The sequence below is a fragment of the Desulfoluna butyratoxydans genome, from assembly GCF_900699765.1.
Taxonomy (GTDB): Bacteria; Desulfobacterota; Desulfobacteria; order Desulfobacterales; family Desulfolunaceae; genus Desulfoluna; species Desulfoluna butyratoxydans.
The window spans coordinates 112,183-129,724 of the sequence record NZ_CAADHO010000013.1 but is presented as its reverse complement, the minus strand read 5'-3'; the positions used below and the strand labels follow the sequence as shown (position 1 = coordinate 129,724).

Annotated in this window: 15 protein-coding genes and 1 pseudogene; all 16 read left to right on the top strand. The window is 46.8% G+C overall.

The features are described 5' to 3' along the window. The first annotated feature begins 315 nt into the window (after positions 1-315). The 16 genes and pseudogenes from MSL71_RS24175 to MSL71_RS24100 all read left to right on the top strand — a co-directional run bounded on the left by MSL71_RS24175 (position 316) and on the right by MSL71_RS24100 (position 17,231). Positions 316-975: a phosphatase PAP2 family protein gene (locus tag MSL71_RS24175; protein ID WP_180146337.1), complete on the top strand. Its 660-nt coding sequence runs from the start codon at positions 316-318 to the stop codon at positions 973-975. Then, positions 972-1,352: a diacylglycerol kinase gene (locus MSL71_RS24170; RefSeq protein WP_180146334.1), complete on the top strand. Its 381-nt coding sequence runs from the start codon at positions 972-974 to the stop codon at positions 1,350-1,352. Before MSL71_RS24175 ends, MSL71_RS24170 begins: the two co-directional genes overlap by 4 nt. 752 nt (positions 1,353-2,104) lie before the next feature. Continuing rightward, positions 2,105-2,488: a hypothetical protein gene (locus MSL71_RS24165; protein WP_180146331.1), complete on the top strand. Its 384-nt coding sequence runs from the start codon at positions 2,105-2,107 to the stop codon at positions 2,486-2,488. Between the two features lie 501 nt (positions 2,489-2,989). Further along, positions 2,990-3,376 (top strand): hypothetical protein, encoded by a 387-nt coding sequence (locus MSL71_RS24160; protein ID WP_180146328.1) that lies wholly within the window; start codon positions 2,990-2,992, stop codon positions 3,374-3,376. 814 nt (positions 3,377-4,190) lie between these two features. Further along, positions 4,191-4,403, top strand: a complete 213-nt coding sequence (locus tag MSL71_RS24155; protein WP_180146325.1) for a hypothetical protein — start codon at positions 4,191-4,193, stop codon at positions 4,401-4,403. Positions 4,404-4,897: 494 nt separating this feature from the next. Beyond that, positions 4,898-6,064: pseudogene (locus tag MSL71_RS24150) on the top strand (IS4 family transposase). An 820-nt stretch (positions 6,065-6,884) separates the two neighbouring features. After that, positions 6,885-7,451, top strand: coding sequence for a hypothetical protein (locus tag MSL71_RS24145; RefSeq protein ID WP_180146321.1), 567 nt, complete (start codon positions 6,885-6,887; stop codon positions 7,449-7,451). A 106-nt stretch (positions 7,452-7,557) separates the two neighbouring features. Then, positions 7,558-8,400, top strand: coding sequence for a hypothetical protein (locus MSL71_RS24140; RefSeq protein WP_180146318.1), 843 nt, complete (start codon positions 7,558-7,560; stop codon positions 8,398-8,400). Positions 8,401-8,511: 111 nt separating this feature from the next. Continuing rightward, entirely contained in the window at positions 8,512-9,261 is a 750-nt protein-coding gene (locus tag MSL71_RS24135; protein WP_180146315.1) for a class I SAM-dependent methyltransferase, read from the top strand. Between the two features lie 217 nt (positions 9,262-9,478). Beyond that, positions 9,479-9,886 carry a hypothetical protein gene (locus tag MSL71_RS24130; protein ID WP_180146312.1) on the top strand — a complete coding sequence of 136 codons (408 nt, stop codon included), beginning with the start codon at positions 9,479-9,481 and terminating at the stop codon, positions 9,884-9,886. A 304-nt stretch (positions 9,887-10,190) separates the two neighbouring features. Beyond that, the gene (locus MSL71_RS24125; protein ID WP_180146309.1) at positions 10,191-10,934 is read left to right on the top strand and encodes a Tim44 domain-containing protein; all 744 of its coding nucleotides are present in this window, start codon (positions 10,191-10,193) and stop codon (positions 10,932-10,934) included. 119 nt (positions 10,935-11,053) lie between these two features. Continuing rightward, on the top strand, positions 11,054-11,533 hold the full coding sequence (locus tag MSL71_RS24120; protein ID WP_180146306.1) for a hypothetical protein: 480 nt from the start codon (positions 11,054-11,056) through the stop codon (positions 11,531-11,533). Positions 11,534-12,345: 812 nt separating this feature from the next. Continuing rightward, complete coding sequence (locus tag MSL71_RS24115; protein WP_180146303.1) at positions 12,346-14,121, top strand: arylsulfatase; 1,776 nt, start codon at positions 12,346-12,348, stop codon at positions 14,119-14,121. 17 nt (positions 14,122-14,138) lie between these two features. Next, positions 14,139-15,152, top strand: coding sequence for a transporter (locus tag MSL71_RS24110; protein ID WP_180146300.1), 1,014 nt, complete (start codon positions 14,139-14,141; stop codon positions 15,150-15,152). A gap of 82 nt (positions 15,153-15,234) precedes the next feature. After that, on the top strand, positions 15,235-16,224 hold the full coding sequence (locus MSL71_RS24105) for an alpha/beta fold hydrolase (protein ID WP_180146298.1): 990 nt from the start codon (positions 15,235-15,237) through the stop codon (positions 16,222-16,224). Positions 16,225-16,328: 104 nt separating this feature from the next. Then, the gene (locus MSL71_RS24100) at positions 16,329-17,231 is read left to right on the top strand and encodes a DUF302 domain-containing protein (RefSeq protein WP_180146295.1); all 903 of its coding nucleotides are present in this window, start codon (positions 16,329-16,331) and stop codon (positions 17,229-17,231) included. The last annotated feature ends 311 nt before the right edge of the window (positions 17,232-17,542 follow it).

The window sequence follows — 17,542 nt, the reverse complement described above, 5'->3', positions numbered from 1 at the left end:
GTTGAATGAGCTCTGCCTTGTATGCTGGGGAATAGTGATTCATAACTTTTCCAAATCCGCCTCGCTTTGTTTTATACAATTTCATACGAGGCGACAACTACCCTGACACAGGGGGATACCCCAAGACAAGATTATATTCTGAAATAGCAGACGTATGTCACCATTGAACCGGTCCTGGGCAACACCGACGGCACTCTCAGCCTGATCTACGAAGGTTTCAATCAACCAAAACCACGCCCAGGTGTACGTCAAGCATCAGACGCCAGCTGAACCGGACGATGATTTTCATGTTACGTAGTGCCTGTAGTGGTCCGGATGGTTGCAACCCTAAGCCACCGACTTCAGTCGGTGGGGTATGCACAAAGGTATAAAATGCATTTTTTTATTATTATAAACGTGATTTTTTTAATTATACTCACAATTATAGTAAATAAAAATATTACTACAGGATTTGATGAAAAGATTCTTGCATGGTTTGACTCTATAGAAAGTTTGACTCTAAACTCGTTTTTTATTCTTATTACTTGTCTTGGATCACTTTGGATGTTGTTGCCCACAGTGGCTGGCATAACAACAGGGTTGATATTCTATGGTTATCGCATGGCTGCCATTGTGTTCAATATAGGCTTTATAGGCGCAGTATCCACGACTTATATCATGAAGTCCCTCATAGAGCGGCCAAGACCTGAACTATTTGAAAACATGACGACTATGCCTTATGATTCTTCATATCCAAGTGCGCATACGACACAGGCTTTTGCCTTTGCATTGATGTTGTCACTATTAGTTTACTCACTGGATACCTCTTTTAAAACGTCTTTCGCATCACTGTTTTTAAGCTTTGCTGTCATGGTTGGGATCTCCAGGATGTATCTTCAAGTTCATTTCCCCAGTGATGTGATAGCAGGCGTATTGGTAGCATCAATATGGACTGGCATCGTTATATATCTCATAAACTCGGGGGTTCTCAGATGAAAAATAAGCTGTTAGGCACAGGGGAGGAGGGATATAATCCTCTTCGTAAGTTCAGGGTGATTATGCAAGGTTTGCGTTATTCTGCATCTGATTTTTCTGTTTTGCACAAGTTTATGATTTCGGTTGTCATTTTAATACCTGTTGTGATTTACAATGGTGCCTTAGATGCGTCTATTATTGTATTGGCTACGGTATTTATGTTGAGTGCTGAGATGTTCAATACCAGTATAGAAGCCATTTGTGACTTCATCCATCCCGAGTATCATGACAAAATCGGGATCATCAAAGATATCGCAGCAGCAGCTACTGGCTTGGCTATTTTTGCTTGGCTACTTGTATTGGTTGTAGAAATTGTTGAGGTTGTTGGGCATATGTAGGGTCTTCTGAAACATTCAGCGATTACCTCGGGGTGTCTCACGGCTCGTTTCCAAACGGAACTCCGTCCATGAAGCGGTCCTACACCTACCATGGCCTCTGCTGACTCCTGCTCGAACACTGACTGTGTTGCCACATCCTGCGCTGCTATCTGACCGCAAAGTCGAACAGGCCTTCCCGAACTCTTTTGAGTGCCCCTTGAGGGGGATAAGAACGCGATCTTTCTTTCCACAACCGCAGCATTTACCATATCTCTTCGAATCCTGGACTTCGTCATGTTGTGCTGACTCATCCAGAGACTTGCTCTTGTAAGCTGGTGACTCTGAACGCCCTGCTTCCCACCCTTCGAGCTTGAATCAATACGCCCCCCTGACTCCTGTCGGTTTGTCTGTCCGTCGGCTCGTAAATTTGCCATAGAGTGACCACTCCCTCCGGCCATTCTCACTGATGCTCGTAATTCCGCTCTTCTCCATCTCCTCCAGACAGAACCACACGACGCCTCCCTTGCCTTAGACTAGTGCTTATGCTAAACCGTTGTTTGATCAGAATGATTCACGCACAGAGGACTTCCGGGTTAAACTTCCGGATCACCGCATAAAATTGTCCCCATGCCGGACGTACACAAGTCATTGCACCGGACAGGCATACAGCTGGGCGCTTCCAAGCGATTCCGGCTCTCAAACAGTTTAACCTATTCACCGTTGTCGGTCCTCGTCGCACACCCGGTGAATTCCAGTATTATCAGCTAACCATCATGAACATGCCGAACTTTAAAAAGGTTATTTACAGCATTACCCAAGCGCAGGGCATGACAGTTGGCACATTCCATAAGGCCAGCATCACCCCCAACTTCCACGCGTGTCAACTAAGTCATCCACATGGCCTTACACTATTTGTGTTGTGCTCAATCAATGATGATTGGGCATTTGCTAAGACGTTCCACCCCATGACATGGGGGCTCGAATTCACGGATCATTCTGGCCTGGCAAGCAGTCTCCGTGAAAGCTATGGTATCGAGGTATTGGAAAAAAAGGAACTTGATGGTCCATTCTCAAGCAGGCCATATCTGCATAACTACGATATCAAACGCTGGAAGCCGAAAACCTTGGGTGAAGGATTATTCAATTGGTGGGATTAAAGAAAAAGGGATCGAAATCAAGAATATCCATGTAACTTTTGGATCGGGTTTCCACCTTAACTCTATCCAAAGGCATCTTTATGGCATGCCCCTTAGCAGATTGCCTTTCCCAGGGCGTTTTACCATCTGACATTCCGACTAAATAACGAAAGATTATATATGATAGCTTTTATCCCTTAGCGGGATAATTCTGTCCAATGTCAAGACGCGAGCCATTTTTCCCCTCAACGTTCCCTCTCAGAGATTAACCAGTATTTCAAATTGAAAAATTGAAATATCAGGAGTATGACTTAAAACACGATTTTGGAGTGCAGGACCGTGGTAAAAAACTGTTCGACTGCCCCAAAAATATAAGTATTGAAAGCAAAGTCTTTTAACTTAGGGGTATTAAGATATTAAGCGCATCAACACGCTGCAATGGACGTCAATAAGACGCGCAAGATCTTCGCGCCACCATTTGACACCTCAGAGCGTTGCGTTATTCGAGTAAAGGAGAATAGATTGAATAAAGTAGTTCACGTACCAGCTTTTTTTGAGCCCGTAGGGAAAAATATAACGGTTAACGTGCCAACTGGTGAAAAAAAGAAAGGGTTCTTTGGTGGAGAAAAAGACATTACACGCAAAGAAACTAAATGGGAGCAAACGGGTTGGTCAGATTGCCGTATTGACAGCGAGAGATTGGCCAATGATTTGTCAGAAGCTATAAGCACCCTAAATCAGGAAGGTTATGGAATTGTTTCAGTAACACCAATAACATCAGGATCATACGATTTTAAATATAGGACTAAATCAGGTGGAAACCAAGATAACGGTTATGGTGGCTATGGATATGGGTACGGCTATAGCTTTACCAGTAGCCTTATTGTGACGGCTATAAAGATTCCGTAACAATACTGATCAAGGGGCGTGCAAAAAACTGCACGCCCCTGGGCCGCCTGATCTAAGCAATGACAAATCGAGGGGAAAAAAACCTACATATTCGACAAAATGAAATTATCCATATTCTTTTTCCATATCGCTATTAACCGATTTGCATATCCGGTATGGAGGAGATTTGGTGTCATGGTTTTCCAATAATATCCCCCCCCATAGGAACCCAAATTCTGAATTTTGTCAGAAGCACACAAGAATAAAACTTTAAAAAGCGTCGTCAAATTGATTGGCTATCCTATACTGGTTCCGCACATTTTACACAAAAGAGTATGAGGCAAAAAACTCTTCTCCCGAGCGATTTCTCACAACACTACCTCTGAATATCTCATGTAAAATGACCTATCGAAAACAATGAAATTCAAATCAAATTTTATTAATATAGCAATTGTAGCATTTTTCTTGAGACAATTCCTATAGCATTAATCAAAGTTCTCTCGTAGGTCTAAACAAATATTTCTATATTGAAAATTTAATATTATCCGCGTAAAGACTCTTAAGTCTATAAAAGTAAAATGTCATGCTTCATATTTTGGTGATACATGACAAAACGCCCAAGACATTTGATTGGACTCTATTTAATGCACAGCCCTGAGGCTCAACTCAAAAAACCATTAAAAGGTAGATCATGGCAAGATTAAATTCATCGACGAATCATAGTGTTGTAAAATTCATTTGCTTAATTATGTTCATTACAACATTAGTAGTAGGCTGCGATAGTAAACCACCAGCTATCCACGACCAACTGAATGGTAATTGGAAAAACGATTTAATGACTGTCAAGTTTGATTTTGATAAGGGAATATACTCTGGTGTTGGATTAGGCCAATCCTTTTCTCACAAGCTGTCGATCGTTAACGAAGAGGCAAATATAGTAATATTCAAATCAGACGACGCAAAAATTGTCTGCCAGATCCAGGACAATGGATCGATTATATTAACAAAAGAGGGTGGAATCCCATTACTCTTTGAAAAAATAAATTAAAATTTCACCAATAGAGTCCAATCAACTGTCTCAGAGTGTTCAATGTCAAAACGCAAGAAGCAGCCCTTATTCTCAAGGGATCACGCCCAAGTTGGACGCACAAAGTGTGCTCTTCCCATGGCTATAAGAAAAGCAACCCCAGACGATTCGAATGAATTAACCGAAGTTTCATTTGGCTCGAAAAGACACTGGAATTATCCCGATCACTATTTTGACATATGGAACACAGAGCTAACGATTACACCTGAGTATATACAAAAAAATCATGTCTTCATTATTGAAGACTCTGGTATCAGGGGATTCTATTCTGTTATCAACCTTCAGACTAAAACCACTCTTTCAGAGTTCACCATGCTACCTGGAACATGGCTGGATCCACTGTTGTCCAAGATAGGATTTAACCGGAAGTAAACCGGTGAGAATTTGAAAAGAAGGTCCTTATAAGGCATGGTTAAGTTTGTCAACAAAGACCTCGCCAAACAAGGAGCATATCAATGGTACGTCATGCCAGCCTTTTCAGTCAAATCGTAGGTTTTTTTGATCGTAACCAATTTGCCCGCTTAGTCTCAAACCACGACGCAGAAAGAAACGCAAAAGGCTTTAAATGCTGAGACCATTTTGTTTCCATGCTTTTTTGCCAAATAGCTCAAGCAAAAAGCCTCCGAGAAATATCTGGTGGTTTAGCCTCAGCCAATGGCAAGTTGAGGCACCTTGGAATGAAACAATCCCCAAGCAAGTCGACACTGTCATATGCAAACCAGAAACGGCCCTGGGAGATGTATAGAAGTCTCTTTTATGAAACCCTTGGCAAATGTCAGGATCTTGCACCGACCAGGCATAAGTTTCGATTTAAGAACAAATTATTGTCGCTTGACAGTTCAACGATTTCCCTTTGCCTGAGGCTGTTTCCATGGGCAAAATTTCGAAGAACAAAAGGTGCAGTTAAGCTGCATCTCCTTTTAGACCATGATGGCTACCTGCCAAGTTTTGTACATATCACAACAGGTGGCACGCATGATGTCACCGTAGCGAGAAATTTGAATATCGCTCCAGAGTCAATAGTGGCAATGGACCGAGCCTACAACGATTACAAGCTGTTTTGTCGATGGACTGAGGAGCATGTCCATTTTGTAACAAGAACGAAAAGCAATGCCGCATATCGAGTCGTTGAAACAAGGGCGGTTCCAAAAAAGCGAAATATTATCAGTGACGAAGATATTGAGTTAACAGATAAGAAGTCTGATGAAAAATGTCCACACCGGCTTCGAAAAATTGTCGTCTTCGATAAGGACAATGACAGGTACATTGAGCTGCTGACCAATCATATGACCTTTGGGGCGACGACTATTGCAGCCATTTATAAGGACCGATGGCAAATTGAGCTGTTCTATAAGGCGATTAAGCAGAATCTGCGGATCAAAACATTCGTTGGAACCTCAGAAAATGCCCTGATGATACAGATTTGGACAGCACTTATCGCTATGTTGATCACCAAGTTCCTTCAGGCAAAATCAAAGTTTGGCTGGTCACTGTCAAATCTGGTTGCCTTTTTGAGGTGGAACCTGTTTACACACAGGGATTTGTGGGCCTGGATAGATCAGCCATATGATGTGCTGCCACTTGAGCCTATGTCAGTACAGTTAATGCTCCCATTTACGTGAGTTGGACAGCAGCCAGAAAATGGGGCCTGTTTTTTAAGAATTGAACAACATCCAGTAACCACAGGGGCCTCTCGAAGAAAATCACCCTTTGGGAGGCTATTTTGGACAGTAGTGGGCTGGATCATATTTTTATTAGACCTGAATACATTGGTATGGGCTACGGAAGCTCATCTTTCAAATCAATCCGCAACACACAAGTGGGAACAGATCCAAATTCTTGCTGATCCCAATTCAAGAAATTTCTATAAGAAAATTGGAGCTACTTACATCAAAGAAGTTCCATCAAATATTGAGAATAGAACCATTTCGCATTTCATTTGGCGTCTTCAAGACGCTACATAACGTCACCCACCTATTGAAATCATCGATGATCACGATAGGTCATGTCACGCATTTCGTCCCCCATGCAAACCGTCCCCACAAGCGAGATACTTTCACCGTTATTTTAGAGCAGTAGCACCATATGCCATCATTCATGAGTGGCAATCTGGCAATCGGTTTCATTAAAACAGACCGCACCGCGACTCGTACCCCGCAAGCTGTCTAAAGTTCCTTCCCAGGGCTTAGGCAGTTTTTTAAATTGAAAAACCATTATACGAAGGGTATGAGTAGTAACACATGTAATAAACAGGTCAGTGAGACCATATGCCGGACCAGTTGATGTCGAGGCAGTTGTAAACATGAACATGAGAGGATCGATAGTATTTTCAACCTTGATTCATTTGAAACGTATAATGTAGCTATTTTAGCTAAGAAATACATGACAATTGAGTAAAAAAGGCATAAATCTGTATCAGGGTCTTATCTCTGGGTCCCTGCAATGCAACATCCCGACAATAACAATCAAGCCATCAATTTTTCTGTACACGAAGAGGATTCTGTTTCAATTATGTTTGCCAACAAAAAAGAGACCCAGGACATAACCGAAGAAATAATAGAAAAAGTAAGGAACTTAGACCGGCAACAAAAAGCAAAAAACGAATCGCAGGAGACCATCGACAGTGTAATCGATGTACTGGAAGACATGGTTGATATACCAAGAGATCAAATTGAGGATCTTGCTCTTGATGTAATAGAACAGCGAAAACGGGAAGCCCTAAAAAATGACATCAGCAGCAAAAAGGGGATTAGAAAAAATCTAATTGCAATGACCCTTATCATTTTCCCCTCACTTTATTGTTTATCAACAGCCCGTGAGAGCGTCAATTTTGCAGTAGGAGATTTCATTGCTCTTTGGATAGTGGTAATTCTATTTCCTTTGTGCCTCATAGGGGTACCCGTCGCAATCATTCGACGAGGTAAAAAAAAATTTACGAAGGGAGTTTATATCGTTTGGTGGATACTCTTTGCCTTCATTCATCTTATCCTCACAATACCTTCGAATTAGATTAAAACGGCAATACCCCTTAAGTATAGCGATTAAAGGTACAAAATCGGCAAGGCTTTCACATATTTTATTTGGGAATGAAGCTTATCTCTCAGGGAAAGGCATAATGAAACGACTCATTCTCACTCTGATCTTTGTCTTGAACGTTCACACCGTTTTTGCTGAACCGGACCTTGAGACGTTCCTGTTACTCAACATGCCCTCCAGTGACATCGCCCAGGCAGATGCCAAGAAAATGGATCGAAGGGTTCAGATATACGCAAAAAGCCAGGTATCTGAAGATGTGGTGGTCGTACTGTATGCGGCAACCCAGACCGGCCCCCATCCTGAAGACAAGGGCCATACCGTCTACCTGTCCACCGTAAACATATCCGGGGACTCGCCTGCGGTTCTGTCTTCCATGGACATCACCGATCGTCTGACATCGTATACCGAATATCCCGGCCACTTTTCCGAGATGGACGGCGTCATAGAATCATTTGAGATACCGGGGGGCAAAAAGGGGATCCATGTCAACCTGTGGTCTGTGCTGGCAGGGTCCGGCCACCTGAGCTCATCCTCAGACCTGTTTGTGTCGATTCTGCCGGACTTATCCTTTCAGCCCGTTCTGTCATTGCCTGGCTCAAGTCCCTTCTCCAAGGAGGGATTTAAATTCTTTTCATCAGGCATAACGTATCTGTTTTATGGAGACATCGACGCAGACAGCGGTAATGAAATCCTTGCCTTGGACACACAGTATCGTTCAGAGGTATCCTATGACGCGTATATCACGTTGAATCCCACCATGCGGGTGTTTAAATTCAATGGCCAGGGATATGTCCCTGCCGGATCCATAAACATGTTCGAAGAAGCGAAAATTGACGTGAAGCCATTTCACTTTTCGAAGAAAATCATGTACTCCAACGTGCCTGCGGCTCTGAACGCTTTGTTTGACTGCCAAGGCAGCTAAGGTAAAGAGCTAATAGAGCCTGTCCCCATACGGTTTTATTGCACGAGATGCTGTGGTAAAGAGGTGGAGCAACGGGCTGGCACATGGCCCGGAAAGGATCAGCCACCACCCATGAAACTGTCACAGCGGATGCTCAAGGCTGGATGGAACATCATCCCTGGACGGGATGGTACCTATACGGTGCATGCATCTCATGCCAGGCAATGCACCTTTTCACCGGCAACGGGCCACTGGTCCGTCCCCCTTGAGCGCATAGAAAAGGCCCTGGCAGCAGACCTTGCAAACATGGCCTCCCATGCCCACGCCCCCATGGTCACCGCTTCCAGGCTCACGGCCCTCGACCATTCCAGGCGATCATCCCAACCCCTTCGATACCTATGCGACAAGGGCCTTGTGAAAGGCCGCACAGTATTGCACCTGGGAACCGGTCGGGAATGCATGGCCCGCAAGGACCTGCTGGCTGCAGGAGCCCGTGACGTGGCGGACTATGATCCCAACTTTTACCCGGACAGGGAGGTTCTGAAACGAACGTACGATGTCATCATCGCCAGTTATGTCCTCAATGTCCTGCCTCCTGAAGATCGCGGCGAAGCCTACCGATGCATTGAGGGGTGCCTCCAGCCCGAGGGAACCGCGTACCTCACGGTCCAGGGAGTGTGGCCAGTGGAGCACAAATACAAGATCATCGGCAGGCACGAAGATGGTTACCTGATTCAAACCGGGTACAACACCACCTTTCGGAAAGGGTATGCCCCGGCCATGTTTGTTGATGAACTGCGCAGAACCCTTGGAGGCACCCCCAAGGTCCTCAAGATGTTTTACAGCAACACCCTTGCTTCCTGGACAAAGGATGACCGCTAAAAGGATACCAGGCGCTGATGCACTTGGTTTGCCTGACCCGCTTGCCTACGGCCACTAATACTCACTTGCAATTATAGAGATCAAAAGGTAAGGAACCATCCAGGCTATCCAATGGCGTCCATGTAGCCTGCAGGCTCGCCAACCCTTTAACGTGATGCGTTCAGGGACATTGTCATCAGGATCAACGTGCATAAAAAGCAGAAAGACAAGCCTCACTATGTTTGGTAGCAAAGATAACACCCAGGACATTACCGCTGAGATCATTGAAAAAGTGAGACAAACAGATCAGCAGCAGAAACTGGAAAATGAGCGAAAAGAGTCCATCGACAGTGTCATTGATGTGTTGGAAGACATGGTTGACATGCCAAGGGAGCAGATTGAAAGCCTGGCTCGTGAGGTAGCCGAAAAGCATGAAAACGGCCCGGAGACCCATCCAGAAAGCATCGACAGCGGCACCAATTGGTATGATCATGACTGGAAAGTGGTTCTGCTTTTGATTTTTTTCTTTCCACTTGGGCTCTATGGGCTGTGGAAAAGCCCTCACTTCAAAAAGCCGACAAAAATCATTATTTTCATCACGTACTTCATTGGTCTTGTGGGCTCCTTGTTGAATAACCCCACCTGAGAAAATCAAGACCTATTCTTATTTTTTTTCCAAATCTGGCCAACGGAAAACCCCAGAGGGTCTCACCTCCCTGACGGTCACCGGCACGGGCTTATCCCTTGGCCAGAGCCATGTTCCCCCCCCTTCCCTGCCCGCCATTCCTTGAGACCTCCTGCCTGCATTTCTAACCAGGCGTCTGCCTTGTTATTTTTATCATTGTTTTTTACTCTTGATTGTGCTCAATTGTCGCGCTGGAATTGACTATTGGTGATTATTTGCGTCGCTGTGAGGGCTGACGCCAACAACATATCAACACAAGGACACCATGAATTTTAAGATAAAAACACACCACTATATCCTGGCGGCATTGATTGTATGCGGAACCCTGTTCCTTTTGGGCGTTTTTCCCGAGGAGGCCATGGCACGGGCCGGAGGTGGCGGCGGATTCGGTGGGTTCAGCAGTTCCAGGGGCGGTGGTGGAGGAAGATTTAGCATCTGGGGCATTCTTTTGGCGCCATTTTTCATGATGTACTCCGGCATCACGACCACCATGCTTGTCAAGAAAAACAAGCAATGTAAGGGCCTCATCGAGCAGCTCGCCGCCCATGATGCCTCCTGGGACATGTCCAACATCAAATCACGGGTGGAGGTTGCCTTTTTCAAGGTTCAACAAGCGTGGATGGAGCGCGATCAGGAGGTAGCCCGGGACTACATCAGCGAACGGCTCTACCTGAAGCACAAAACACAGACCGACATGATGATCTCCCAGAACAGGCAGAACATCCTCGAAGGGATCAACCTTGAAGAGGCCAAAATCGTCGAAGTTGCAGACTACAAAGACGATTCACGGGACAGGTTCTGGGCCCATATCAAGGGCCGCATGGTCGACTACACCATCGACACCACCAGCGGGGAGCTGATTTCGGGCAAAAAAGAAACTTCGGAAGGGTTTGTCGAGTTGTGGAAATTCATCAGGGGCCCCGAAGGCTGGGTGCTGGATGAGATCGATCAGACGGTCACCATGTCCGACATGAAAGGGTTTCATTCCTTCAGCGAAGAGCTGGCATAACCGACTGAGAAGGGGATACCCCCTCCAACCCCAATAAAAACCGTGAGACAGGGCCATAAGCAGAAAAAAATCCCCTGACACGATAGCGGACAGAAACACTCAGCATAAAAGGATACCGCATGTTAAGCAGCGATATATATGACACCCTCACACTTCCAGAGGACGCCAAGAGCTACATTGACGGGCTGGATGACTATGATGATCCCTACTTCATCTGCATCAAGGTGAACAAAGACGAAAAACAGGCGACAGGCCTCTTAAAGAAAGCCCTGAACAGCAAAAATGAGGCGTTTTACAGTGTCGCCGCCTTTGCCATCGGTGATGGGTTGTTCCTCCTGTCCATCGACGCTGAAAAAGAGGACATTTCAGACTTTGCAAACGGAATGAAAATCACCTGTACCGACCATGGGCTCGTTGCCCACATCTCTGTGTTTCGCCACAACTGCCTTGGAGAAGCCATGGAAACATTCAAATGGTGCACCCAGTTGCTGGAAGAGGTGATGAAAGGCTCCCCGGATGCGTCCGCCATTGGGGTGAATGACTTTACGGACAGAGGCAACTGGCCGGGTATCGCTGCATACCAGGGCCAACAGGCCTGATAACAGTTCATGGAAGATGCCCCGTGGGCCTTCAAGCCCGGTGGGCCTGGACACCATATACACCCAGGCCTGCCGGTAACTGAAAGTCCACCACACTTAACAGTGATATAAACCTCGAATATCATGCTCCTCAAAGCATGAGAAATCTCTGCACCCAACTATTCAAACACATTGTAAGCCCGTCAATACTCCGAAAATTTGACGATTTCTTCCAAATGTAAAGAAGACACAAAGCCGCAGTAAAATTTTAACGGCGCTCCCTGTTAAACTCGGCTCACGCCGCCCAATGCAGTGGCAGAAAAAGGGTTGACGGCTTTTCATATATACTTTATTTTTAGATACATATTTGCAGATTTCCCGTTTTACATTGTTCCACCATTCCTTTCGCGTGATACATCCAACCATCTTCCCGGCCCTACCCTACATGGGAACCTCTGCAGCGTAAGACCAAACCCAAAAGCCTCCTTTCAATTCACTACCATGCAGACAACGCAATCAAAGGCGACTTCCTTCGTTCAACCGCGGTCAGGAATGATGGATAAATGGACTGTCGCTGCCGAGCCTCAACAACATCAAACGGCGATTGCAGTCCCCCCCGAATGGAACTGCGTCAAACGCCATTTATGATTGCGATTATGCCGCCCAACGTTTCAAGGAAACAGGCCTACTTATCCGGGCAATAATGTACCGGAAAGATGTTTCCAAAGTGATAGCAAAGTCTCCCACGAATTCTGATACATGTAACATCCCTGCCCCTTACGACTTTATACGGGACGTAAACTCTTACAATTACATTATCAAGGAGTTTGCTTATGTACTGCCAAGATAAAAGGCCATTCCGGCTACTGATTATTTGCTTCTTTGCACTTCTGGTTTTTCCATATTCGACCCATGCAGAACAAAAGCAGCCCAATATTCTGATTATTTTAACGGATGACATGGGCTGGGCTGATATAGGCTCCTTTGGAAGTGAGATTCAAACCCCCAATATCGATAAACTGGCCATGGGAGGGGTACGTTTTACCAATTTTTATACAAACCCAATGTGCACCCCGACCCGGGCTACCTTGATGACCGGTGTGGACCACCACGTCGCAGGTGCGGGGACAATGAACCTTTTTACAGCCCCAAATCAGGTGGGAAGACGCGGCTATGAGGGATGGCTAAGGGAAGAGTACAAGACGCTGGGAGACGTGATGCGGCAAGCAGGATACGCCACTTACGTGACCGGTAAATGGGACCTGGGCAGATTCCCTGAGCTCATACCCAGAGCGCGCGGATTTGACAGGGACTTCGTCATGCTTGACAGCCATGGCAGCCATTATGACATGACAAACCTCTATACCGACAACCCCAAGTTAATGTTCACGGAAGACGGCAAGTACCTGAAAAAGCTTCCCCGCGGTTATTATTCCAGCAAGACTTATACAGATAAAATGATCTCCTTTATTGAGGATGGCCGCAAAACAGGAAAGCCGTTCTTTGCCTATCTGGCGTATCAAGCCCCCCATGACCCTCATCACGTCGACGAACCATGGCGAAGTATGTATCAAGAAGTCTACGACAAGGGCTGGACACACTTTCACAGAGAGCGCTTTAAAGCCCAGCACGAATTGGGGTTGCTGCCAGAGGGAGTGGAGTTGGCGGAACGCTATTGGTTCCTGCCGGATTCAGAAGTTCTGGCACCCATAACAAAAGCCATGCTTGGAAGGCATATGGAGCTGTACGCCGGCATGATGACCAATATGGATCATCACATCGGCCGAGTCATTCAATACCTGAAAGACATCGGAGAGTATGAGAACACAGTGGTCATTTTTTTCGGTGACAACGGCCCCGAAGGCAACAATACCTTTGAAGCAATCACCGCACCTGGCCTCAGTAACAATATTTTCAGGGCACGAAACTGGTCCCAGGAGCACCACATCAACGTGCTGGGCACGCCTCGGTCCTACCCGGAATACGGTCCCGGCTGGGCCCAAATTTCGACAACGCCCTTCTATGGACATAAGTCCTTTCCCTCTGAAGGAGGGATTCGAAATGCCCTCATTGTAAAAATGCCCGACAGCAAGCATGAAGCAGGCAGCATCCGCAATGACTTCATGCACGTCAGCGATATCATGCTGACACTGACAGAGCTGACCGGCCAGGTTTACCCCAACGGAGATACATCCGGGCGGAGCTGGCTCGGTATGCTCAAAGATCCCGCGAAAACAGTCAGGGGCCCCGATGACTGGGTTGGCTGGGAGATCATGGGTGCCATGGGGCTTCGAAAGGGAAATTGGAAGATTCTCAATAACTGGCGGCCATACGGCACAAGGGAATGGCAGTTGTTCGACCTCAGCTCCGATTGGGCAGAGCGCCATGACCTTGCAAAGGATAAGCCGAATGTGCTGAAGGAATTGGTAGCCCTTTATGAAAATGAGTATATGCCCAAAAACAATATTATCTTGCCCAATAGAGCCTTGTCAGAAAGCCTCTGGTGGAACAAACCCCTGAGGTTTCCCATGTACGACGAGTACCCCCCGGGATTGTATCGAAAACAATACATACCGCCAACGGATATGCTTGCTGACCCCAAGGATTAGACTCAAGGACGGTGACTATGAACGTATACAAAAAAACAAGAGCTTCCCACTTGGTCGTTACATGCGTACTGCTGACAGTCCTTTTGGCTTTTTCAGTGACCGCCGCTGCGGTCTCGCTGCCGCCACGGTTTTACCATAAGACGTTAATCGGTACGAATTTCACGCCGATCCTGGGTCTTAGCATGGATGGCAATGTCAATCCCCTGGATCCCAGCTATACGATTAACGCAGATGCCAATATCGATGCAAACATTGTGTTTGCCGGATATGCACGAAATTTTGCACTATTTGGCCGTTCTGCCCAGTTTGCCTACCTTCAACCCATGGGAGATATTTCCATCAGGAGCACATACGGCTCCGCAAATCCGATTGATTCTTCGGCCAACGGATTTGGAGATCCGTTTTTCGAATTCAACATAAACCTCATCGGGCCTGGCCCGCAACGAAACCTACCTGATGCACTCAGGTACAACCCCGGGTTTTCGGTTGATTTCCTGGCGGATTTAAGCGTTCCACTGGGAGAATACAACAAGGGCGAAGCCATCAACATGGGGATGAATCGTTTTTGGGGGCGTATCGGCCTGCCGATGATTTACCAGATAGGGGATGTCTGGGGGCCTGGCCATCGAACGTCCCTTGAAATAATTCCTGCCGTTATCCTGTATGGCGATAACGACGATTACGGCCCCACCGGAAACCTGACCCAGAGCACGGACCCGGGTTTCAGCATAGCCGCCCACTTAACACACGACCTGAGTGACAACCTCTGGGCGTCTCTTGATTACACGTATTTACAGCTGGGTGACTCGGAAGTAGGCCCCATCGAGACAGATGGAGAGAATTTTTCAAGTGTCGGTGCAACCATTGGAACGCAGCTCACTCGGAATCTGGTTCTGGATTTGGGTTATCAAACCACCATCAACGACTCTGATCCAGGGGATATTCGAATGAGTACATTTAGTTTCTCACTTACCTTTTTCTGGGCACCACTTCTCGACGGCCTGCACCGCATAGGGTCTGACATGGAATAGATCAGAACGTGCCGGCAAGGTTTACGTTCAATCGCTATAACCTTTAAGCATGGAAAGGCTTTCCCTATTTAGGAGATAAATAATGAATGACCATTTGAAAACTCAGCCACTGACGACAATTTCCACAATGGACCGTATAAATGCATCAGCCCTCATGATGGTAACCCCGGAATCTTCACACCTCAGGCGCCTGAGAGCCGCATCTGGTTATCAACCGTCCAAACCGACGTTTCCCACCCTGTACCCGCTTCCGCTGAAATCCGTCAAATTAAACGGAACCACCGTACGTTACGCCCACTCACCGGCTGAAGGAAAGCCGACCCTCGTGCTTCTCTGCCCCCTCCCCCAAAGCATACAGGCCTACGCTCCCATATGGGAAGGGCTTGCGGAGCACACAAACCTCTTCGCTTACGACCTCCCTGGGTTCGGGCATAGTGAAGGGGGCACAGAGTACATGAACTTCAAAGCTCAAGGGGAATTTCTGGGTGCCTTTTTAGAACACTTCGAGATTAAGGATGCCCACCTTTTGGGCCCGGATATCGGCATGCCGACCATCCTCTACCATGTGGGGGCAGGCAATGGAAACACAGCTAAGGTAAAAAGCATTCTGGTGGGAGACGGCCCGGCAATCGAGCCGTCGTCCAATGGAAGCATCATCGACAAAATGGTGTACTCCGCGTTTTGGCGCCGTATCATGACCATTGCCGGTGGCGGTGCCTTGGTTGAGGCAGGCAACCGGGTCGGGTACGTAAATTACGTACCGAATACAGAAGAAATCTCCGATTATAAAAACGCCTACGCAAAACGGATGGACATCATCTTGAAGTGGTTCGAAGGGTACCCCCAAAGCTTGGCACAAGTGGACCCTCTCCTTGAAGGCATTCAGGTTCCCACCCTGATTTTCTGGGGAGAAAACGATGAACTGCTCAAACTCGACAATGGAGAGCGCCTCCACAAAAGACTTCCAAACAGCACGCTTCATGTATTCAGCAACTGCGGCCATTTTTCGTATCAGGATGCTCACGAGGAGTTTCAGAAAATGGTCCTTAGCTGGATCAAAGAGCACCCCTGATCCATCAGGGATGGTGTGTCGGTATCGTGCGCTGAGTTCATAAAATATATTCGCCTCATTATGGCTGATGTTCACTCGCAAGTGGCCACCCCCGAGGAGGTAACATGAAATATCCGGCAGCAATCACCTGGCTTGTCGTACTTCTCTTTGGTGTGACACCTTCGGTTTTTATCGGGTGTCAATCCGACAGCGAGCCCCAAACCCGATTCAGTGGTGTTGACAAGTACAGCCAGGCCATTGGTGAAAAAATCCCTGAAAAAGAGATTGTCCTGATGATTGATCATGCCCGCCTTGCACAAGAACAAGGGGTTGACATGCCTGCGTCCCAGGTCACCATCTACAATGACCCAAAGGTAAATACCCCCTTACTCAAACACTCCCCCCTTATCGGGTTGGACCTTCCATTTCGCATTCTTGTATACAGCGACGAGATGCAGGGACAGACAGCAAACGTTCTTTATGCTTCCGCTGATTTTTTAAGGAAAAGACACGGGCTGGATGCCTCGGTGAGTTTGGATGAGTATACACAAGCGTTCACAACTCCTTTGAAAAAGCTGCCGCCGGACGTTGTCTCCGTGGTTGACGGAAAGGGTGTTACCCTTGAATACGGAATCAATTATCTATCCTCCCCGTTTCTTCTCGAAGAGACCATTGAACGGCTGAAAAACAGTATCATGGCCGAAGGGGACACCCTGTGGTTTTCCACGATCAATTATGATGAAGACGCAAAAAGCATCGGTGACGAACTACCCAAAATGAAGCTCCTCCTTTTCGGCGGCCCCGCTGCGGGTGGTGCGGCAATGGCGAAATTTCCAAAGCTGGGTCTTGATGCTTTTTGCCAGAAAATTCTTGTGTATGAAACGGAAAAAGACGGAGTCAAGGTGGCGTACAACGACATTGTCCTTTTGGCGGAGTTACATTACGGTAAAAGTATCAAACCACATCACGTTATAAATAAAAGGCTTTCAACAACATTTAAACAGGCCCTTGAGTTAGCTGATAAGTAACAGAGTATCAGACACGACCATTTCCCAGAGGCGTCCAACCCTCTGGTGCCGCGTGGATGGGCAGCCTTTGGGAAACATCTCGTCTGCCCCCCACTCAAAGTCCCCCACTCAAAGTCCCCCTATCACAAACCCCTTCCGCACCCCACACCGGCCATACCTGCCAGCTATCCCCAAAAATAGTGGCATTTTCCTGTAGACATAACCCCATAGACCGTTTTACCGTCATGTACGCACCGCCTTTGGGTAACAAAAATAGCCCATCGTCCCAGGCGGATATCAAGCACAGTGACGCCTCAACGGGAGGGGTACAA